Below are 20,629 nucleotides of genomic sequence, written 5' to 3'. Positions count from 1 at the left end.
AGTTCTTTTCCCAGGGAAGACCAATTACAGTTTAATTTTTTTAGTTAAGTAGTAAGACATAATGACTTTCCGTGAGACAGGCGCTGGCCAACGTGGGATATTGAACGCGGGTTAACATCGTTGCCAGTGCCGCATGGCTGAGCTGTTGCTACACCCCGGTATTTCCATCACGGAGGCCTGCATGAACAACAATAGCACGTTGTACGTCGGATTAGATGTTCACAAAGAATCCATTTCTGTTGCCTATGCCATCAATTCAGAACAAGTTGAATTTATGGGTAAAATTAGCTCGACACCCACTGAGATTGAACGTCTTTGCAAGCGCCTGCAGTCAAAGTCATCTCAGGTAAGTATCGTTTATGAGGCCGGCCCCTGCGGCTACGGCCTTTATCGGCGACTGGTGAAGTTCGGCTTTGATTGCATGGTCTGTGCCCCTTCGCTTATGCCAAAAAAACCGGGCGAACGGATCAAAACTGACCGGCGTGATGCCATCAGACTGGTGCGCTCACTGCGTGCCGGAGATCTTTCTGCTGTCTACGTACCCGGTATTGAAGATGAGGCATTCAGAGATTTGGCCCGGGCATGGGCATCTGCCCGCGATGATTTACGGCATGCCCGACAACGACTGAAGCCGTTTCTTTTGGTCCATGGGATCCATTATGTCGGACGGGCTGACTGGGGGCCAGCGCACCGACGCTGGCTCAGCAAATACTCATTCGAGAGTCCCTGGCGGCAATTAGCTTTCGACGAGCACCGCCGCACAATAGAAGACCGGCTGGCACAATGCGAACGGCTGGAGTCAGCCCTGAGGGAGGCGGTTACCGAATGGAGACTTTACCCTGTGGTGGAAGCTCTGCAGGCGATGCGGGGAATTCAGTTTATTACGGCAATTGGATTGATTTCTGAACTGGGCGACCTGACCCGTTTCGAACATCCTCGACAGCTAGGCTGTGTCCCTTAATTGCATAATTTTTTGTAAAACAATCGGATGCAACCCAGTTTCACCATCGCCAGATAACTCCTCGCCGTTTTGTCGTAACGTGTGGCAATGCGGCGGTATTCTTTCAGGCGACCAAAGCACCGCTCAACAACGTTGCGATTGCGGTAGGCATCACGATCGAGTTGTGAACGTCCATCTGTTGCCATTTTTTCATTGGATTTTCTGGGTATTACTATTTTTATACCCTTTCTTTTCAGTTCGTTACGTAGCGCATGCCCGGAGTAGGCTTTATCTGCCAGTACTGCGTGACCACGGCGCTTCATGCTGCCATTCTGGCGTTGAACGCCAATACCATCCAGAAGACGTTGTGCAAACTGGCTTTCGTGAGCCTGGCCGGGGCTTAGCACGATATTTAACGGAAGACCGCTGCCGTCTGTAGCCAGATGGATTTTGGTGCCAAAACCACCGCGAGAGCGACCCAGGCTGTTATCTCCGGTGATATCGGGATGTTTTTTTGCGCGCCTGCGGCGCACCTGAGCGCCCGGATATTGCTGCCATCCAGCGCAGTAGCTGACCAGTCCACGAGACCACAGGCATCAAGAGATGAAAGTAACTTGTTAAAAATAATGTTAATCACTCCTGACTTTGACCACCGGTTAAAGCGGTTGTAAACGGTCTTCCATGGACCGTATCGCTCAGGCAAATCGCGCCATGGCGCACCTGAACACAGCACCCAGAACATGCCATTGATGATCATTCGATGTTCTGCCCATGGACGTCCGGCCCGTGGTGTTGCTGGTTCGCAGGTAATAAGGGCTGGATGATAGCCCATGCTTCATCGGGAAGATCGTAGCGAGCCATATTTCAATATGTAGTGGAAACAGGTAGTTACTATAGCTCAGGTGATTAAGGGACACAGCCTAATGTCATGGTTTGGTATCACTCCATCGGAATATTCGTCAGGTGGAAACAGACATCAGGGCAGCATTACTAAAGCCGGGAACAGCTTTGCAAGGAAACTGCTGGTTGAAGCTGCGTGGAGTTACCGGCATCCGGCACGTATCAGTCCGGCAATACAAAATCGTCAGGAACATTTACCCCGCCCCGTCATTGACAGGGCATGGGATGCTCAGGTCAGGCTTTGCAGAAGGTATCGAAAACTTCAGGCAAAGGGGAAGCATGTCAATATAACGATTGTTGCTGTTGCGCGAGAACTGGCGGGTTTTATCTGGGATAACAGTAGCATGTTGGCGATCGTAAAAGGGTCTCTACAGACAAAGCAGCACAATCGTGGTAAGCCAGTTCCCGGTAGACAAGTGGCACGGCCTGATGGAGAACCCGACAACGGCAGATGCGATCCTGGACAGGCTGGTGCATAACGCGCACAGGCTGGTACTCCAGGGTGAGTCAATGAGGAAAAATAAACCGGCAGTGGAAAGCGACGAAAAAACAGGTTAAAAAGCAGTAGGAAAAGTTAAGTTCCCGGTTGATCGAATGGAGGCGAATCGCTGATCCAACTTCAATGCCAATCCGTGATCGAATAGAGCGGAATACGCACTGGGCACCGCTGAGATTGAATCGGCGCTGGTGTCGCATCCGAAGATTGCCGAAGCGGCGGTTGTGGGGAGCCTGCACAACATCAAAGGCCAGGCAATTTACGCGTATGTCACACTGAACCACGGTGAAGAATCTTCGCCAGAGCTTTACACCGAAGTGCGTAACTGCGTGCGTAAAGAGATTGGCCCGCTGGCGACGCCGGACGTGCTGCACTGGACCGACTAGCTGCCGAAAACCCGCTCCGGCAAAATCCTGCGTCGAATTTTGCGCAAAATCGCGGCAGGAGAAACCAGCAATCTCGGAGACACTTCGGCACTCAGCGATCCGGAGGCGCTGAAGAAACTTCTTCGTACGACGAACAAATCTTTGCATATTTCTACATTATGACCAAAGAAGTGACGCTTTTGCGTGAAATAAAATAAACCCGGTGGTAATTATTTCTCCATTGTTTTTATAATATTTTGTAAGAGGGGTGAGTGATGTCTTAAGTCAATGACTAAGAGCCTATCCCAGAAGGCCAGAAGGGATTGTCAGAATGTCGTAACTTGTAATTTATGAATGCGAAAATATGACAGGCAGAAAATGGCAGCTCAGCGATGAGCTTTGGGAGAAAATGGCACCGCTTATCCCTGAACATAAAACCAATCATCCGCCAGGTACTCACCGTAAACGCGTTGATAACCGTGCTGCCATGGACGCCATATTCTTGGTCCTAAGGACCGGTTGCCAGTGGAACGCCCTGAAGGCCACCGGGATATGCTCATCAAGTTGTGCACACCGACGCTTCCAGGAATGGCGCAATACAGGAGTCTTCGAGCGCTTCTGCAGAACGGTTTGCATCTGGGCGGCATTGACTGGTCTTGATTGTCGATGGACGGCTGTATGACTAAATCGCCGCTGTCAGGAACAAAAAAACGGGCCGCCCCCCTACGGACAGAGGGAAACAAGGCGTAAAGCGCAGCCTGCTGACGGACGCCATCGGGCTTCCTCTGTCGCTGGTCGTTGCAGCTGCAAACACGCACGACACAAGCTGGTTGCGGATACGCCCGATGCCTTTCAGACGGGTCGTCCGGGGCAAAAACTCAGGCTCTGCCTGGACAAAGGTTACGATGCCGGCTGGCTGAAAACATATCTACATAGCCACTGCTACGAGCCGCATATTCAGTCTCGTAAAGAGGAGTCTGACGCGAGTAAAGACACGAACTTTAAAGCCCATCGCAGGGTCGTCAAGAGAACTCATAGCTGGATAATCGCTTTCGCCGTGTCCTGACCCGATGGGAAAAGAAGACAGAAATTACGAGGCCATGTTGTATTTTCCTGTGGTCTTATCGTCTGGAACAAAATAAAATTGAGACAGGCTCTAACTCTGATTTATTCAACAAAGCCCCTGAGAGTCGGTACGGATTGCAATAATTGTCAGGTATCATAAATTCAGGTTTTGACTTAACAATGCAGAAAAACATCTTCGTTATACAATTCTTTAAAAAAAAGGAAATTAATCCAGGAATGAATTCAATTATTGATAAATATGAATAGCATGTGAAAAGACTTAATAACGTTCAGAAAGCATCTGATGAAGATGTTCTTGTGTTACTTGAACTGGTCGAGAGGCTTCGTTCAGAAACTACATATTTAGATAATGCCGATTTCAGAAGCGATGTGAATGAATGGTTTAACATATTGAATCAGTATCATATTCACGAAAGTCATGAGCTTCGGGGAGCATTATTCTGGGGGATTTTACATCTCTTTCGTGAGCTTAAAAGAAAAGAGTATTTTAGTAACCTCATAATTGATTTACATCACAAAACTGAGTAGGCGGGAGAAAATAATATTTATTAAAGTTGTGTGAGGGAGGCTAAATAAAAGCCTCCTGATAATATCTAATGAAATTATCTAAACGGTATTTTTTCTCATGTAATCTTTACAGTGTAATGCATAATTGATAGTGTAAAGTTTAAGCATGGTTTTTTTATTGTTAGATTTAAGTGTAAATCACTATGTGTTTTTTAGCCTTGAACGGGAGTGGCGTATTTGTCTTTCATTTTTATCCAGAAGTTATCCCATGCATCAAGATAAGTCATGGCGAGCGTTTCAATGCGTTTATAATCATCCTCTGTAATTGCTGATGCTAAAATTGCCCAACAATCATCTTCATGATCGTCATCATGTGCATTTGTCTCTCCCAGAGCTTCGGTTCCATGCACCTGATAATATCCTTGCGATACATCTACACCTTTTTTAATCGTATTTACTTTGAGGGCATTTGAAAAAAGAATAACCTGAATCTCACCGACGGCGAGCAGTGTTATGATTTCTTCAAATTTTTCAAATGATGATAAAAGTAATTCTTTGGCTTTCTGAGCTTCCGGGCTGGGAATGAATTTATTGTATTCAGAAGGGTTAACTCCTATTTTTTTCATTACCTCTTCAAATAAAGGGTAATGAGCATACTTAGGATTGCCTGTATAATATTTTAAATCATTGCATGTTGGTGTAAAGCCAAACTCATCCAGACAATTCAGATTTAGCAGAAAACGTGGTACAAGCTTACCCCCAGGAGGACATAAACCTTTATCTTCCAGCTGATAAGACCTGAATTGTGCTGCGCATAGCGCATCCGTGAATGGCTGAACAATTGCATATCGATATTCCAGATGTATTTTTTTAATACCTTCCAGGTCAACCCCCCCTCTTAACATAAAACTTCTCGTGGGGTTTTTGGACAGACTATGAACGCTTATTTTCTTCCTTAGTTTTAAGATGAACTCAGTATTTTTAGAAAATCGCTCATGCCCTGTCATCTCTTGTAGCATTTTTCTTGCGGACTCTCTCGGCATAGCTGTTTGCTCTGTATCCCACATTGTTTACACTCTCCTTACATTTAAGTTAACTGAATATATAGTTATATGTGGCGTCGAAGTATCTTTTGGTTGACAAAACCAGTAATCAGCATGAGGGTTATTTAATCTATATTAGTATAACCCTTTATCCTGTTGATTTCGATACTAAAACAGTCGTGTTTGCTTAATAAGTTTGATAGATGTGATAAACTTCAGCCAGCCGCGTAAATCCCGTTATCAATACATCATTCACAATAGCATTTTTATACACTTGGGCGTAGCCATTAATAACCGCTCTTCCCCAGATTTTCGCATTGTCATAGAGCATTGCATGCCCACTTATCTGCGCATGATCATATATTCTGACATGACCGAAAACCTTAGCATGATCTTTTACCTTAACATTTCCTGATAATTGTGCATTGTCTCCTATGAAAGCATTGCCTGATACATTTACATGATCAGAAACCTGAAGGCATGGTCCGGTATATCTTCCGAAGATCAGCGCATTATCGGATATTATTGCGTTGCCGGATACTTCAGCACAGCCATGAACTCTTGCATTATCACAAACACGTGCATTTCCAAATACTTTCGCGTCATGCCAGATCCAACATGCCCCGTTCTGGCTTAGATTTTCTGACGTTTCAACAAAACCACCGTACGTACCTGCTGTTAATGACCCAATATTTTGTAGAGCCCGGATACGTCTCAGCAGCCTGCCGTCAGGCAGTTCGTGGGTTTGCTCTGACAGCTCAAACTTCTCCACTTCAGATTATGCCTCTAATAAGCCAATATTTAACTGAGTTACTATAAACCAATCAATCCTGTTGCTCATCTGATCCAATCCTGTGTTCTAAGTAGGCTTGCTTCAGTTGTTTCATCATATCGTGTGGAAGATTAATCGACTCAATCGCTTCATCAACAGACAATCCTAAATGATTAGTTAACATATCTATCGCAATATAGTAGTTATGCATAAGAGCCTCTTTATTATCAGGATGAAAAGTTAAATGCTTTTTGTTAAATAAACTATATTTTCAATATTTCGAAAAAATAAAGTTCTGCAAAAACAACTATGGAGAAGAAAAAAATCTTCCAGATTACATGTAGGCGGTGCGTATCTGTGCGGTTACACTTGATGCAGACATTTCTGATATGATGATAATGCGCGTTACAATGATAACAAAACTTTTTTTATTCATGATGTCGGTTTAATCCTGGAAGTTTTATTTTTCAGCGCTGTATTTTTCTGAGTATACTCTGGAAAGATAATTAAGCTCTCAGCATTTAATTTCGATAAATGTTTTATGAACCTTTCTCGCGGTACCCGGAGGAAGGCGTAATCGCTTAATGGCTTCGTCAGGTTTTAATTTCAAATCATTGACAAGGATGTTAATAGCTAGCAGGTAATAATGCATTTTTAAAACCTAAGGTAAATCGGCTGAGAACATTATATTTTATTTTTTGGGCGTATCAATTCTTAAGGGAATGAACTGCCTCTAAAGTGGAATGAAATGCACGCAAGAATAATTATTTTGTTATTTGTGTATTTTATTGTGCGATTAAATGACTTGACTTTTATCTTGGCTTTGAATTGTTGGTGATGGGAGGTGCAGTGGCTTAAGAGCCATGCACAAGGGGGAGTGCTTTCAGCAATCCGGCATTGCATGTAAAAATATTCCGGAAAACATCCCTTTCTACTCTTCCGTCTTGAATGAATCCAGCCAGCATCAGTAATCTTCATTTGTAGTTATGTACGTGCTAGCACATCCCTCTCCGAGGGAATACCGGTGCAGGAGACACTGTTAAATTAAGTTACAAGAACTTTCCGGAAATAGCGGCTCAGATTAATATATCAAAAAGTTACTTATTTTATATCACTGAATTCCTTTTAAATAAGCCTGTATGCATATACAGTTATCGGGCGTGAGAGTATTTGTTTTTTCTCAGCTTAATTTAAAAATAAGGAGATTGTTTTATGAAAAAAGTGACGCCTTTGCACGGATATGCATATGAACCTGCCAGCCGTGCTGTTCATGCAATGAATTTCTGGCCCCAGGATTTTATGGAGTGGGACGCGGCTGAGCTCGAAGGCGGTAAAAACTTTCCTGATACTTTAGCAGGACCTGCACACTACTGCACATCAGATGCACCCAGTAATACTCCTCCTGCGGATGGTTTGATTTTAAGTGGGGGAAAAGGAGATGATCGTATCAGACTCAATTATACTGATGCTCAGCTAATAGAGCAGGGGCTTGCTCCATGGCCAAGACTGGAGGTAACGCCATCACAGACAATTGAAGTTAACTGGAAATATTCTGCAACCCATAAAACGCGCGGATACATCGCGTTCATTACGAAGGATGGCTGGGATCCTTCAAAGCAAGTGACACGTGAACAACTTGAAACAAAACCCTTTTATGAAAATATTTCAGGTGATGAACCATACTGGAATTATCCGCTTGAGCCGGTTGAGGTTCATGCATTACCACTCCCAGCGAATAAAAGAGGGTATCATGTAGTTGTTTTAATGTGGGTTGTGGCTGACACAGGTAACGCATTCTATCAAACTTATGATCTCCTGTTCCCGCAGTAAGGGTCTGGACACTCTTTAATTATACTCCGGGAGTATAAAAAAATGGGCCCTTAGTTAGGGCCCATTTTTATTTAAAAATTTTAACGTCCGTAAAAGCTACAACATCCGTAAAAGAACTTTTCTTTTGTTAATTATATGATGTTTTATAACTGCAAGCACATGAAGTAAAAGCATAGTGCCCAGAGCCATACAACTGTAACGATGCACATTAAAGAAAAACACATTAACTATAGGGTTGTTGATGATTGCTGGAATATGGAAAATCCCAAAGAAATAGAAAGGTCCTTTCATCATCAAAAAACCGCTGATTAATACAACAAAAATCACTTGGTAGAAAATATCGTGGATCATTGTTACTAATCTTTGGTTTTTATGATGATTTATAATTTCGAAAGGCCTGAAAAAACGCCACACATAACGCACAATCATTAAAAAAGTAATACATGTAGCTATAGACGCGTTCAAATTTGAAATAAGTCTATGTGCCTGAACATCCTTTATCCAGTGCAATCCATATCCAGCCACCATGACCCATATTATTCCGGCTGCAACACCCCAGTGTAACGCCCGGCTAAGTCTGTCATAGCGATAACTATCAGAACTGTTTTCAGAGTAAGTCATTGAAACCTTCCTTGTCTAATTTTAGATTGCTGTATGATACCGTAAAAAAGCGATAAATGAATTATGAAGTGATGTTTTATTATTACCTTTTGGGAGTTGGATTGTTTGCATTTTATAATATTCTTCATTCAGAAGAGCCGTACGAGGTTCATACCTTAAAATAAAAGCCAGTTGTCCATCAATCAGACAGGAAAGTCACTCAGAATCTTCCCCGGAGTAATTATGGAATGTAATATGCTGCTATGGCATTCAGTTTAATACTTTTCAAAGTATCCTGAATTTTACTCTCCAAAGCAACGTTTGTCGCAAAATACACGATTTTTACTTGCCCGTAAACTGTGTAGAAAAGCGTATTTTTTATATCACCTCATGGCATTTTGCATAATTAAACCGATTGTTTATTTTCAGGATGGGTAAAGATGCTGCCCCAGGCCGGCCTGAATTCCGCTCGCTCTGTCAAGTCAGTCTGTGATATATTATATTTCATATGGCAGAGTGTCTTTTTTTTGGTTTTTTCACAAGCCCTGCTCTGGTATCACATTGAAAAATCATCCCCCAGAAGTTTGCTTATCAGTGCCGTGACAACGCTGATGCGATAGGGTAAATAAGCTTTTGGCCTGTAAACCATATATACAGAGCCGAAAGCTTCTGTATGTGAAGGCAGGCCTGGTTTGAGGTTCAGAGCGTTCATCTCATTTACGAGTATTTTTGGCGCCATGAAAAAATGATTGCTGGTTCTGGCAAGCTCCAGACCTGTCATATAGTTATCAACCACATAGTTTCCGTTTACGCTGAGTCTTATTTCCTTACTTTCATTTTTATCATACAGGCACCAGCAGTCGGGCTGTTCAGCCTTTTCGGTTAGCCTGATGCAGGGATAGCGTTCATAATCCCTTATATCCGAGACAGGATACCTCATGAGCGTCTCTGCCGTGCTGTAAACATCCAGAGCTGTTGCGGCAATTCGCTTTGCCACGAGAAGCTCATTCGTGGGGGCTGAATAAGTGAACGTGATGTCTGCATCCTCCCGGACGGTTATGCCGGTCGTTGCTGTAGTGTTATGCGTGGTCAAACGAAAACCGATTTCTGGCCTGGCCTCCCTGACCTTTGGTAAAATATGCCTCGCCAGATAGATGAGGATACCGGTGGGGGCGCAAATGTTCACACTGTCATTTAATGACTGCTTGTAGTTTTCTGCGAAAGACGACAGTTCTTCCATTACGTCGAGCGTTTTTTTAATGTGGTCAATAAATTCGCTGCCAAAATGAGTCGTTCTGATTGGCCTCGTGTCTCTTTCGAATATCTTCAGCCCGATTCGTTCCTCAACAGTAGTTATTGTTCTGCTCAGGTTGGCCTGGGCGATATTGAGGTTCTTTGCTGCCAGACCATAGCTTTTGTATTTATTAACTTCGGAGACAGCGACAAGCTCACTTCTTTTGAAGCTATTTTTCATTATGGCTTCCCTTTTTAAACCATATCAACATGCCGGCATTGAAATACGATGCACATCACATTCGTTTGCATACACAGCTCCTGAATACCTGAGAAGGTTTTACAGGTGCGTTGTTAATAAATTGTCTTCTGCACGCCAGTCAAAATACAAAGTATGATAAATTATCGGTACTCACCACCGCCCTGTGGTGCCTGTCCCGGAATAAAAGAATCATTACCGCCTCTCCTTGAGCGACTTTGCTCGCGCTGAAAATGTGCCTAACCGTCGCCCAGATATTCACCAGCGGGTTGTCCATTCACATTTTCATTAATTAAATAGCGGCCTGAAAAAAATAAAAATAGTGCCGGACTTCAGGGCGAAACTGAGCCGGTACTCCTGCCCGGGGTACAGGTCGTATGCATTTCCGGACAGAGAATAATGTTTAAGCGAATAATCCTGTTACCCTGGTGTCATACTGCCTGTTACCATGAATGGCATCAGCGACTTCCGGTATCGACCTGAAGAAATCTCATAAGTCCTTCCTGAGCGCTTTGCCGCGCATATTCATTCAGGGCAATAAGGTAGAAGCTTCTGGATACCCTGCCGGGAGCCATTTCTGCCGCAAGTACCTGGCATTCAAACTGCAGTCCTTTATCTCCGGTGGTGCAACGCATCTCCCATTTCCCTTCAGGTGTGCGGGAGGTCATGCACCGTGCCGGGCCGTAACTGCTCGTCAGGTATGATGCCGTCCGCGCTTCTGCATCTGATACATAAACAGGTTTATCTTCAGCCGTGAAGCCTGCGACGGTGGCTGTAACGACGGCCGTGAATATAAGCGCCAGAGTGGCTGTTGTTTTCTTATGCAAAGGAAAGTCTCTCCCTGTGACTCACATTAATATTTCAGCAAAACAGCGTGAAATCACCCTTCTGCTTTTACAGATTTTTCAAAAAGCATGCACGGCCCTGGTCACAGGCGAGGCTGTTCATGCGCTGACGCTTTCTGTGTTTTATTCAGTCTGGCGCATCAGCAAATCAGAATCATTACCCTGAACGGATAACATCTTGCTTTGTGTGGTTAATGCGCACAGGAAGTTAATATAGGTGAATTCTGATTTTATTTTGTATCAGCAGATGCTGAATGTTAAATTTGTGAAAGGTATCATAAAAATCATGCGCTAAGCGTACATTTGCATTCCTTTCATGCGCCATCTGTCACCCCTGAGGCTAAACACAGGAGTAGTCCGGTTAAAAAAAAGAAAAAATCACGTCCCCGCCGTTTCCGGGCAGGGACATGTGATGATATTGCTGATATGAGGGTTAACGTTCTGGCGCGGTAAGAACCTTACTTTGCTGCTTCAGGTTGTCGATGTAATCCGCGTACCACTGCATCATTTCCCGTCTGCCTTCCAGATACTGCGCATGGTTATAGGTTCCGCGAATACTGTTTTTGTCCACATGGGCAAGCTGCATCTCAATCCAGGCGGTATTAAAGCCCTTCTCATGAAGAATGGTGCTCATGGTGTGGCGAAAACCGTGGCCTGTTGCTCTGCCGTCGTAACCAATGCGTTTGAGCACCATATTGATGCTTGCTTCGCTCATGGGTTTGTTGATGTCGCAACGCCCCGGGAATACCAGACGATACTGGCCTGTAAGTGCGCGAAGTTCCTGCAGAATTTGCGTGACCTGTCTTGACAGAGGCACCAGATGGGGGCGTCCACACTTCATTCTCGATTCCGGTACCGCCCAGATGGCATTGTCTAAATCAAATTCAGACCACTCAGCAGCCCTTAACTCAATGGTTCTTACGCCTGTTAACATCAACAGGCTGGTTGCCATACGGGTAACAGGGCTGCCGTGGTAATCGGCCAGCTTTACGAGCAATTCTGGAAGTTCATGTGCCAGAAGGTGAGGGAAGTGCTTTGTTTTTGGCGCGGTCAGTGTACTGGTTAATTCAGAGGCGGGATTGATGGTGGCGCGGCCTGTTGCAATTGCATAACGGAAGATCTGATTGCAGAACTGTCGGACCTTACGAAGTTTTTCGAGCGAACCGCGTTTTTCAATCAGGCGAAGAACCTGCAGCATTTCCAGAGGAAGAATTTCAGCCACCGGGCGTTTACCCACGTGAGGGAAAATGTCTTTCTCGAGCGCCTCAAGCACGCTCTCTGCATAGCTTTCGGACCATGAAGCCTGCTTGTGTGTATGCCACTCCATAGCAAGCGCCCTGAACGTATTTACGACGGAGATTTTCCGTGAGAGCTTTTCGAGCTGTTTTTTCTCACTGGGATCTCCGCCTTCAGCGATAACCCTGCGTGCGTCGTCACGTTTGAGTCTGGCTTCAGCGAGAGTGATTTCAGGATAGACACCAATCGACAGTTTTTTCTCTTTGCCTGCGATACGGTATTTCATACGCCAGTAGCGTGCACCACTGGTTTTGACCAGCAAGAACAATCCTCGCTCATCACTGAGTTTATAGTCTTTCTCTTTCGGCTTGGCAGTCTCTACCTGCCTGGCTGTGAGTGCCATAAGGGGGCCCCTAAAACTGATTGAACACATTGAGCCCCCAGGTAAGCCCCCGGCTGATCCTTGATTAAGGGAGAGTCAGGTTGACTTTGGTGGAGTTCAAAGCGTTCTTTAAGGTTGTATATGTTTGATTGTACTTGAGTTTCGAGGAGTTTGGGAGAGTACTGCAGAAGTGAAAGTGGTGCCCGGACTCGGAATCGAACCAAGGACACGGGGATTTTCAATCCCCTGCTCTACCGACTGAGCTATCCGGGCAACGGAGCGCATTAAACCGCAAACCCGCCCGATCGTCAACACTATTTCGGGAAAAGCGATTCAACTGCTTAACTTTGCGGCAGTCTGTCGGTTTGTGCGTCGACGCAGAATGCTGGCTTAAGTCAGTGCCCCGCCCATACGGCACTGGGCAAAGCGCAGAATGTCCTCCGCCAGACGGTGAGCAGTATCCACATCCGCCTGACTACGGTTCACCAGCATGCGGCTCAGGCAACCTTCCAGCACCAGCTCCATCTGCTTCGCCACCATCGCCGGGTCATCCACTTCAAGCGTGGTCAGCAGTTCGTGGGTAAAATCATGCGCCGCACGTTTTTGCTGATCCGCCAGCTGATGGATGGGGTGGCCAGGATCGGGGAAGTACGTACAGGCGGCGATGAACAGACAGCCCGGATAGCGGTTGTTGCTGACGCATTCCGTCAGGGCGGTATAACGCGCCAGCAGCTTTTGCTCTGCCGTGAGCTCTTCATTCAGCATCAGCTGCCTGCGCCAGATATCCACCTGCTGGCTGAGGTAGCGCAGGGCGTCATAGAGCAGAGCCTCTTTATCGGGCCAGAAGCGGGTAAGCTCGTCCAGAGGGTAATCGATACGGTCGGCGACCATCTCAAGCGTGGTGCTGGCGATCCCTTGAATCTCAAGTAATTGCAGGGCTTGTCCCAGTACGTCTTCACGTTGCACGGTTTTCTCCTCCGTTATTCCCAACGGTTTGTCCCGTTTAAAGTGTTGTTTACGGTTGGCGATTGCGCAAATGCGCGCTGAACGCCGTCGCATCCATAAACCCGGTTACACGCTGCATCGGCTGCTCTTCGCCCTGCTCATTGAAGAACAGAATCGTTGGCAGCCCAAGAACGTTAAGTTGTTTTAGCAGCGCTTTATCCTGCGCATTATTGGCTGTCACATTCGCCTGGAGCAGAACCGTTTCTTTCAGAGCATGTTGTACCTGCGGATCGCTAAAGGTGTATTTTTCAAACTCTTTACAGGCGACACACCAGTCGGCATAGAGATCGAGCACCACCGGTTTGCCTTTGGCTTGCGTCAGGGCGGCGTTGAGTTCATCCACGCTATTAATTTGCGTGAAATTCAGGTGCGCCTGCGTCTCGCTAACGGATGAGCCGAACGCCCAATCCTGTAGCGGACGCACGCTCACCAGCGCAGCGGCGAGCAGAAGAATTTGCACCAGGCGCATCCACGTTTTTTTTGCGCCCAGGCTGACGATAAATGCCCAGGCGAAGAAGGCCACGCCGAGCATTGCCCACAGGCGAATGCCCCAGACATCACCGATGATGCGCTCCAGCAGGAACACAGGCAGCGCCAGAATCACAAATCCAAACGCGGTTTTTACCGTCTCCATCCACGGACCACTCTTTGGCAACAGACGGTTGCCGAATACCGTCACCAGAATCAGCGGCAGGCCCATGCCGAGTGCATAGAGGTACAACGTCCCGCCGCCGAGCCACATGTTGCCGCTCTGGGCGATGTACAGCAGGATGGCGCTCAGCGGCGCGGTGGTGCAAGGGGAGCAGATCAGCCCTGCTATCGCGCCCATCGCAAATACCCCGCCTGCCGATCCGCCCTGCTGACGGTTACTCATCAGCGTTAAGCGGGTTTGCAGCGAGGAGGGCAGCTGCAGCGTGAACAGGCCAAACATCGACAGCGCCAGCAGGATAAACACCGCTGACAGGCCGATAAGCACGTAAGGGTGCTGAAGCGCCGCCTGGAACTGTAATCCGGCAGCGGCGACGACGAGGCCGAGCGCGGTGTATGTCAGCGCCATACCCTGCACGTAGATGAAGGCCAGTAGCAGTGCACGTGCGGTGGAGAGGCGTTGTTTGCCGCCCAGTACGATGCCCGAAATAAGCGGGTACATTGGCAGGACGCACGGCGTAAAGGCAATGCCGATGCCAATCAGTAAGGCCCACAGCGCAGAGAATGGAAGGTCTGACGCGGCTTCGCCTTCGCCTTCACCCCTCACACTGGCCCTCTCTCCTGAGGGGAGAGGGGGAATAGCGGCGGCAGCATTAACTTCGCTAAGGGGCACGACCTTCGTTTCCGGCGGATAGCAGAATCCCGCATCGGCGCAGCCCTGATACGTCACCGTCAGCGTTGCACCTTTATCGGCCTGATTCACCGTAACGGGCACGCTTAAGCGCTGGCGGTAGATTTCACTCTTACCGTAGAACTCGTCCTCGTGCCACTCACCCGCGGGCATTTGCAAAGCGCCCACCTTAGCCTGGGCAGGCGTAATGCTCACCTGCTTGCGGTAGAGGTAGTAACCTTCTTTCACCTGCCAGGCAAGATTGAGATCGTGCTGGTTTTGCTGAAAGTCGAAAACGAACGCCTGGTCGGCAGGAATAAAGTTCGAACGGCCGGGTGCGTCAAACAACCCGGCAAAAGCTGACGTGCTGCACAGCAGCAGGATCAGCGTAAGGAAGCGTTGAGCCATGAGAGATAGTCGTTATCGCCGTGGACCACTGGCAGCACCAGCAGTTCCGGAGTTTGGTAAGGATGATGAGATTTGAGGCAGTCGAGAAGCGCCTGCTGATTCGCCGGATTGGTTTTGAGCAACATCTGGACTTCGTACTCCTGCTCCAGCTTGCCTTCCCAGTAATAAAGGGAGGTGGCACCGGGGAGGAGCGTCACGCAGGCAGCCAGTTTTTCGGCCAGCACTTTGGCGGCGAGATCCTGGGCAGTGGCTTCATCAGGGGCGGTGCACAGTACGACAACAGCATCAGGCGTGTTCACAAGTCGACCTCCTCATCACGAAAGTCTTCACTATATCACGCAAGGCAGTTGGTCATTAATGAAACGGGCCGCAGAGCGGCCCGATTTTAACTATTTTTACAACGGCAATCCGTTTACAGCACAATGCCGCCGATGATAAACCCGAGGATCACGCAAAGCGTAATGGCGACGACGCCCGGGATCAGGAACGCGTGGTTAAACACGTACTTACCGATACGCGTTGAGCCGGTGTCATCCATTTCAACCGCCGCCAGCAGGGTTGGGTAGGTTGGCAATACGAACAGCGCAGAAACCGCCGCGAAAGAGGCAATTGCCGTCAGCGGCGTCACACCCAGCATCAGTGCCGCAGGCATCAGCGCTTTGGTGGTGGCGGCCTGAGAGTAGAGCAGGGTCGCAGCAAAGAACAGCACGACCGCCAGCAGCCACGGGTAATTGTGCAGCAGGTCACCGGCTACGGTCTGGATGTCGCTGATGTGCGCTTTCACGAAGGTATCACCGAGCCAGGCTACGCCCAGTACGCACACGCAGGCGCTCATACCGGACTTGAAGGTGCTGGCGTTCAGCACTTCGCTGGTGTCAATTTTACAGGTGATGCTAATCAGCGTTGCGATGGTCAGCATGAACACCACAATCGCTTCGTTACGCGGCAGGACCGGGTTCTGGATCAGGCCCACGGTGTCGCTGATGGCGGTCGCATAGAACATCACGGCGACAATACCGATCAGGAACAGCAGCACGGAGCGTTTTGCGTGTGGCTTCAGCTCGAAGACCTGGCTGCCGCGCAGCTTCACTTCACCTTTCGCCAGGCGTTCCTGGTAAACCGGATCGTCTTTCAGCTCGGCACCAAGGAAGTTACACAGCACGGCGGTGATCATGACCGCAATCAGCGTCACCGGAATACAGATCGCCAGCAGCGTCAGGTAGCTCACGCCCATCGGCTCAAGGATACCGGCGAAGAAGACCACCGCAGCGGAAATCGGCGAGGCGGTAATCGCAATCTGGGACGCGACGACGGCAATAGAGAGCGGACGCGACGGGCGAATACCTTGTTCCTTCGCCACTTCAGTAATCACTGGCAGCGTAGAGAAGGCGGTGTGGCCCGTACCGGCGAGAATGGTCATAAACCAGGTCACCAGCGGGGCAAGGAAGGTAATATATTTTGGATGGCGGCGCAGCATACGCTCCGCCAGGCTCACCAGGTAGTCCATACCGCCTGCGACCTGCATGGCCGCGATAGCCGCAATAACTGCCATGATGATTTCGATAACGTCAAAAGGGATTGCGCCGGGTTTGATCTGAAAGATAAGGGTAAGAACGAGCACCCCGAGACCGCCGGCAAAACCGATGCCGATCCCCCCGAGTCGTGCACCCAAATAAATCGCCAACAAGACGATGACGAGTTCTGCTCCAAACATAAGTGCCTTCCTTGTTTATTAACAAGTTGATATTGAAATGTTGTGTAATTGGTAATGCTTAAAAAGAAAAAAGGCACGTCACAAGTGACGTGCCTTTCGGAAGCTTAGCCTGAACTGTTACTGTTCGCTTTCATCGGTATATCGTTTCGCTTTATACGCCGGGTGCATCAGGTTCTGGGCCGAGAAGATATCGTCCAGCTCCGCTTCGGTCAACAGTCCGCGCTCAAGCACGACTTCACGCACGCTCTTACCGGTCTCGGCACAAATCTTACCGACGATATCGCCGTTGTGGTGGCCGATGAACGGGTTGAGGTAGGTGACGATCCCGATGGAGTTATAGACGTAACCTTCACACACTTCTTTATTCGCGGTGATGCCGTTAATGCATTTTTCCAGCAGGTTGTAGCAGGCGTTGGTCAGGATGTGAATAGATTCAAACATCGCCTGGCCAATCACTGGCTCCATCACGTTCAGCTGCAGCTGACCGGCTTCAGAGGCCATGGTCACGGTGGTGTCGTTACCGATGACTTTAAAGCAAACCTGGTTCACCACTTCTGGCACAACCGGGTTAACTTTGGCTGGCATGATGGACGAACCCGCCTGCAGTTCTGGCAGGTTAATCTCGTTCAGACCCGCGCGCGGGCCCGAGGAGAGCAGGCGCAGGTCGTTACAGATTTTGGACAGTTTCACCGCCAGACGTTTCAGGGCGCTGTGAACCATGACGTATGCGCCGCAGTCGGACGTCGCTTCAATCAGATCTTCTGCTGGCACTACCGGCAGATTAGACACTTCCGCCAGCTTCTGTACCGCCAGCTGCTGATAGCCGTCTGGCGTGTTCAGGCGTGTACCGATGGCGGTTGCGCCCAGGTTCACTTCCAGCAGCAGCTCAGAGGTGCGCAGCAGGTTTTTGGTCTCTTCATTCAGCAGCACGTTAAACGCGTGGAATTCCTGACCGAGGGTCATGGGAACTGCGTCCTGCAACTGGGTACGACCCATCTTCAGGATATCCTGGAACTCAACCGCTTTACGCTGGAAGCCATCGCCCAGCTGGTTGATCGCGTCCACCAGTTTCACTACAGAGGCATAGACCGCGATGCGGAAGCCAGTTGGGTAAGCATCGTTGGTGGACTGGCATTTGTTAACGTGGTCGTTCGGGTTGAGGTACTGGTATTCACCTTTCTGGTGGCCCATCAGCTCCAGGCCAATGTTTGCCAGCACTTCGTTAGTATTCATGTTGACGGAGGTGCCCGCGCCGCCCTGGTAGACGTCAACCGGGAACTGATCCATGCATTTGCCGTTGTTCAGCACTTCATCGCACGCAGCGATAATCGCATTTGCAGCGCTCTTAGGAATGGTTTGCAGCTCTTTGTTTGCCAGTGCTGCGGCTTTCTTCACCATCACCATGCCACGGACAAACTCAGGGATGTCGCTGATTTTGCTGTTGCTGATGTAGAAGTTTTCAATCGCTCTCAGAGTGTGAACACCGTAGTAGGCATCCGCTGGAACTTCCCTGGTACCCAACAAGTCTTCTTCGATACGAATGTTGTTTAACATGTGAACCTTCTTTTCAAGCTGCCGATGGATTGTACTAAACACACAGTATATATGTGGTTTTGAATATTTTCTGACCGACGATTATTCCCTCAATCGGCCTGATGTTCGAGATCATATGCTGATGATAGCGAATTGCCGTAAGCTGGATCACTTATTATCGACCCGATTCCATGATAATTATTAATCTGTGAAATGTGTCACCGCTTTAATATTTCCAAAAAAAATATCCGTGCAAACCGATTGAATTTTGGCTAACCGTCGCCATCTCTAAAAAACGCGCTTTGCGAACACATTCAGACAGGGGCCAGATGGCGCCTGCCCTACAGGAGATGCCAGTGCGCTGGATACCGTTTATTGCTTTCTTTCTCTATGTTTACATTGAGATTTCGATTTTCATTCAGGTTGCCCACGTGCTGGGCGTGCTGCTGACGTTGATTCTGGTGATCTTCACCTCCGTCATCGGCATGTCGCTGGTGCGTAATCAGGGTTTCAAAAATTTCCTGTTAATGCAGCAGAAGATGGCCGCGGGCGAAAGTCCGGCAGCCGAGATGATCAAAAGCGTGTCGCTGATTATTGCGGGCCTGCTGCTGATCCTGCCTGGGTTCTTTACCGATTTCCTCGGCCTGTTGCTGCTGTTACCGCCGGTGCAGAAGCACCTGACCATGAAGCTGCTGCCGCATCTGCGTTTCAGCCGCATGCCGGGTGGCGGGTTCAGCACCGGGCCGGGCGATACGTTTGAAGGGGAGTACCAGCGTAAGGACGACCAGCGCGACCGGTTAGATCATAAAGACGATCGGTGAGGTTTTTGCCCGGTGGCGCTTCGCTTACCGGGCCTACGGATTCTGCTGTTTAGGTAAAAACAGCCACAGCCCTGCCAGCATGACAATGGCGTACACGCTCTTCCATCCCACCATCGCCAGCAGCAGGCAAAGCACACCCCCGACGACCGCCAGCGCTTTGTAGCGACCTTTCAGCAGACGGCAACCCGCGAGCATGCACAGCAGGTAGATCATGATGAAAATGCCGTTGGCGTAAACGATCAGCGCGTCCAGATTAATATCCAGCGCGTAAATACACAGCGAACTCAGGACGCAGCAGCCCAGCACGGCATTCAGGGCATTCAGCGGAAGCTGGCGTTTAGACAGGCGCGCGAGGCGATTCTCAGGTTTGTCGAGCGCTTGCGACCACACCAGCCGGGCAAAGCTCTGGATATAAATATTCAGGCTGGCAAAACAGGCCAGATAGCCGATGACGCAGGCGATCCACAGCGCTTTCACACCGAACAGTTCAACCACAATGCCCGGCAGCGATGCAGCGGCAGCGAGATCCGCACCGAACGCGTTGAAGTGTAATACCAGCACGGTACACGCCCAATAGACCGTACCCGCCAGCAGCAGGCCAATCATCAGCGCGCGGGGAAAATCACGTTCAGGCTGCTTAAATTCCGACGCCAGATGGGCAAAGGCTTCCAGGCCCACAAAACACCAGAACATGACGGAGAGGGCGGCGAAAAGCTGTGAATGGTCGACGTCTGTTACCGCGGGAAAGGGAATTTCTTTTATTGTGATATCGCCCGCCCACCAGATAGCGGCAACGAGCGCAACAATCAGCACCGCAACCAGCGTCTGCAGATTGGCGCTGGAGCTGGCGCCGCGCGAGCCCACCCACCAGACGATAGCCAACGTGCCCAGTTCGGCCAGCAACAACTGCGCGTTATGCCAGCCAAACAGCGCCTGACTAAAGCCGGTCGCAATATGCAACGCCGCAGGAAGACCAACCGGAATGACGGAGAGAAACAGCCAGCCGGTGACGCGCTCAAGGCGCGGACCAAAGGCTATGCCGACAAAATGCGCCACGCCGCCCGCGCTGGGAAAATGCCGCCCGAGGATGGCGAAGACAATTGCCACCGGGAAAACCAGCACAATCAACACAGGCCACGCCCACAGGCTGTTATTCCCCGCGACCAGCACGGCCAGGGCGGGTACGGCAAACACGCCCGTGCCTAACAAGGAGGTGGAGAGTAAGCCAACGCCCTGTGCCAGCCCCAACTCCTGCTTGAGTCCACTCATTTCCATCGTCCTGCCACCATCAAAAGAGAGGCGATGGTAACACTTTCGCAAATTTTTTTTCGATTCC

Annotated in this window: 17 protein-coding genes, 1 tRNA gene and 6 pseudogenes; 9 read left to right on the top strand and 15 right to left on the bottom strand. The window is 48.9% G+C overall.

The features are described from left to right. Positions 1-181: 181 nt before the first annotated feature. Positions 182-946: pseudogene (locus EXW94_RS24525) on the top strand (IS110 family transposase); the annotation flags it as partial. Between the two features lie 11 nt (positions 947-957). Here EXW94_RS24525 and EXW94_RS24520 read toward each other — a convergent pair. Next, positions 958-1,801 (bottom strand): annotated as a pseudogene (locus EXW94_RS24520) (IS5 family transposase). Between the two features lie 59 nt (positions 1,802-1,860). Between EXW94_RS24520 and EXW94_RS24515 the strand changes: the two are divergent. From EXW94_RS24515 to EXW94_RS24495, 5 genes and pseudogenes are all read left to right on the top strand, one after another. Then, positions 1,861-2,175, top strand: a pseudogene (locus EXW94_RS24515) (transposase); the annotation flags it as partial. Between the two features lie 34 nt (positions 2,176-2,209). Beyond that, positions 2,210-2,418 (top strand): annotated as a pseudogene (locus EXW94_RS24510) (ATP-binding protein); the annotation flags it as partial. A gap of 61 nt (positions 2,419-2,479) precedes the next feature. After that, positions 2,480-2,884 (top strand): annotated as a pseudogene (locus tag EXW94_RS24505) (acetyl-coenzyme A synthetase); the annotation flags it as partial. A gap of 181 nt (positions 2,885-3,065) precedes the next feature. Continuing rightward, positions 3,066-3,848 (top strand): annotated as a pseudogene (locus EXW94_RS24500) (IS5 family transposase); the annotation flags it as partial. A gap of 188 nt (positions 3,849-4,036) precedes the next feature. Further along, positions 4,037-4,315 (top strand): hypothetical protein, encoded by a 279-nt coding sequence (locus EXW94_RS24495; RefSeq protein ID WP_174339268.1) that lies wholly within the window; start codon positions 4,037-4,039, stop codon positions 4,313-4,315. Positions 4,316-4,506: 191 nt separating this feature from the next. Here the strand turns inward: EXW94_RS24495 and EXW94_RS24490 are convergent, their stop codons facing one another. The 3 genes from EXW94_RS24490 to EXW94_RS24480 all read right to left on the bottom strand — a co-directional run bounded on the left by EXW94_RS24490 (position 4,507) and on the right by EXW94_RS24480 (position 6,320). Then, complete coding sequence (locus tag EXW94_RS24490; RefSeq protein ID WP_202665830.1) at positions 4,507-5,361, bottom strand: hypothetical protein; 855 nt, start codon at positions 5,359-5,361, stop codon at positions 4,507-4,509. Between the two features lie 163 nt (positions 5,362-5,524). Beyond that, a complete protein-coding gene (locus EXW94_RS24485) occupies positions 5,525-6,109 on the bottom strand; it encodes a hypothetical protein (protein ID WP_174341231.1) in 585 nt (194 codons plus the stop codon). Between the two features lie 52 nt (positions 6,110-6,161). Next, positions 6,162-6,320 (bottom strand): hypothetical protein, encoded by a 159-nt coding sequence (locus EXW94_RS24480; RefSeq protein WP_174340744.1) that lies wholly within the window; start codon positions 6,318-6,320, stop codon positions 6,162-6,164. 1,001 nt (positions 6,321-7,321) lie between these two features. Here EXW94_RS24480 and EXW94_RS24475 point away from each other — a divergent pair. Continuing rightward, complete coding sequence (locus EXW94_RS24475; RefSeq protein WP_174340743.1) at positions 7,322-7,939, top strand: lytic polysaccharide monooxygenase auxiliary activity family 9 protein; 618 nt, start codon at positions 7,322-7,324, stop codon at positions 7,937-7,939. A gap of 96 nt (positions 7,940-8,035) precedes the next feature. Here the strand turns inward: EXW94_RS24475 and EXW94_RS24470 are convergent, their stop codons facing one another. The 3 genes from EXW94_RS24470 to EXW94_RS24460 form a co-directional block, all read right to left on the bottom strand. Then, complete coding sequence (locus EXW94_RS24470) at positions 8,036-8,560, bottom strand: cytochrome b (protein WP_174341230.1); 525 nt, start codon at positions 8,558-8,560, stop codon at positions 8,036-8,038. A gap of 535 nt (positions 8,561-9,095) precedes the next feature. After that, positions 9,096-10,013 carry a LysR family transcriptional regulator gene (locus EXW94_RS24465; protein WP_174341229.1) on the bottom strand — a complete coding sequence of 306 codons (918 nt, stop codon included), beginning with the start codon at positions 10,011-10,013 and terminating at the stop codon, positions 9,096-9,098. A gap of 476 nt (positions 10,014-10,489) precedes the next feature. Then, positions 10,490-10,858, bottom strand: a complete 369-nt coding sequence (locus EXW94_RS24460) for a hypothetical protein (protein WP_174341228.1) — start codon at positions 10,856-10,858, stop codon at positions 10,490-10,492. A gap of 16 nt (positions 10,859-10,874) precedes the next feature. Between EXW94_RS24460 and EXW94_RS24455 the strand changes: the two genes are divergently transcribed. Further along, the gene (locus EXW94_RS24455; protein ID WP_174341227.1) at positions 10,875-11,042 is read left to right on the top strand and encodes a hypothetical protein; all 168 of its coding nucleotides are present in this window, start codon (positions 10,875-10,877) and stop codon (positions 11,040-11,042) included. A 267-nt stretch (positions 11,043-11,309) separates the two neighbouring features. On the opposite strand, the gene EXW94_RS24450 is transcribed toward EXW94_RS24455, so the two are convergent. The 7 genes from EXW94_RS24450 to aspA form a co-directional block, all read right to left on the bottom strand. Beyond that, a complete protein-coding gene (locus tag EXW94_RS24450) occupies positions 11,310-12,515 on the bottom strand; it encodes an integrase arm-type DNA-binding domain-containing protein (protein WP_174341226.1) in 1,206 nt (401 codons plus the stop codon). 176 nt (positions 12,516-12,691) lie between these two features. Next, positions 12,692-12,767: transfer RNA gene (locus tag EXW94_RS24445), tRNA-Phe, on the bottom strand. 117 nt (positions 12,768-12,884) lie between these two features. Further along, a complete protein-coding gene (locus tag EXW94_RS24440) occupies positions 12,885-13,460 on the bottom strand; it encodes a transcriptional regulator (protein WP_089601520.1) in 576 nt (191 codons plus the stop codon). Positions 13,461-13,509: 49 nt separating this feature from the next. Next, entirely contained in the window at positions 13,510-15,225 is a 1,716-nt protein-coding gene (locus EXW94_RS24435) for a protein-disulfide reductase DsbD (RefSeq protein WP_174341225.1), read from the bottom strand. After that, entirely contained in the window at positions 15,201-15,524 is a 324-nt protein-coding gene (gene cutA, locus EXW94_RS24430; protein WP_010427778.1) for a divalent cation tolerance protein CutA, read from the bottom strand. The genes EXW94_RS24435 and cutA overlap by 25 nt, the downstream gene beginning before the upstream one ends. A gap of 113 nt (positions 15,525-15,637) precedes the next feature. Then, positions 15,638-16,939: an anaerobic C4-dicarboxylate transporter gene (locus tag EXW94_RS24425; RefSeq protein WP_028016415.1), complete on the bottom strand. Its 1,302-nt coding sequence runs from the start codon at positions 16,937-16,939 to the stop codon at positions 15,638-15,640. Between the two features lie 117 nt (positions 16,940-17,056). Then, on the bottom strand, positions 17,057-18,493 hold the full coding sequence (gene aspA, locus EXW94_RS24420; RefSeq protein ID WP_003855923.1) for an aspartate ammonia-lyase: 1,437 nt from the start codon (positions 18,491-18,493) through the stop codon (positions 17,057-17,059). Between the two features lie 335 nt (positions 18,494-18,828). Here aspA and EXW94_RS24415 point away from each other — a divergent pair, with 335 nt between their 5' ends. Then, on the top strand, positions 18,829-19,293 hold the full coding sequence (locus EXW94_RS24415; protein ID WP_010427775.1) for an FxsA family protein: 465 nt from the start codon (positions 18,829-18,831) through the stop codon (positions 19,291-19,293). A 33-nt stretch (positions 19,294-19,326) separates the two neighbouring features. On the opposite strand, the gene yjeH is transcribed toward EXW94_RS24415, so the two are convergent. After that, positions 19,327-20,562, bottom strand: a complete 1,236-nt coding sequence (yjeH, locus tag EXW94_RS24410; protein ID WP_174341224.1) for an L-methionine/branched-chain amino acid transporter — start codon at positions 20,560-20,562, stop codon at positions 19,327-19,329. Positions 20,563-20,629 lie beyond the last annotated feature (67 nt).

The sequence above is a fragment of the Enterobacter sp. JMULE2 genome, from assembly GCF_013337145.1.
Classification (GTDB): Bacteria; Pseudomonadota; Gammaproteobacteria; order Enterobacterales; family Enterobacteriaceae; genus Enterobacter; species Enterobacter mori.
Note: the sequence above shows the minus strand (reverse complement) of the source record. Positions and strands in the feature narration are given on the sequence as shown.

Coding starts and splice junctions, on each gene's coding strand:
- EXW94_RS24490 (WP_202665830.1), bottom strand. CDS start 5,361: ATGTGGGATACAGAGCAAACAGCTATGCCGAGAGAGTCCGCAAGAAAA.
- yjeH (WP_174341224.1), bottom strand. CDS start 20,562: ATGAGTGGACTCAAGCAGGAGTTGGGGCTGGCACAGGGCGTTGGCTTA.
- EXW94_RS24480 (WP_174340744.1), bottom strand. CDS start 6,320: ATGCATAACTACTATATTGCGATAGATATGTTAACTAATCATTTAGGA.
- EXW94_RS24435 (WP_174341225.1), bottom strand. CDS start 15,225: ATGGCTCAACGCTTCCTTACGCTGATCCTGCTGCTGTGCAGCACGTCA.
- EXW94_RS24475 (WP_174340743.1), top strand. CDS start 7,322: ATGAAAAAAGTGACGCCTTTGCACGGATATGCATATGAACCTGCCAGC.
- aspA (WP_003855923.1), bottom strand. CDS start 18,493: ATGTTAAACAACATTCGTATCGAAGAAGACTTGTTGGGTACCAGGGAA.
- EXW94_RS24470 (WP_174341230.1), bottom strand. CDS start 8,560: ATGACTTACTCTGAAAACAGTTCTGATAGTTATCGCTATGACAGACTT.
- EXW94_RS24425 (WP_028016415.1), bottom strand. CDS start 16,939: ATGTTTGGAGCAGAACTCGTCATCGTCTTGTTGGCGATTTATTTGGGT.
- EXW94_RS24465 (WP_174341229.1), bottom strand. CDS start 10,013: ATGAAAAATAGCTTCAAAAGAAGTGAGCTTGTCGCTGTCTCCGAAGTT.
- EXW94_RS24450 (WP_174341226.1), bottom strand. CDS start 12,515: ATGGCACTCACAGCCAGGCAGGTAGAGACTGCCAAGCCGAAAGAGAAA.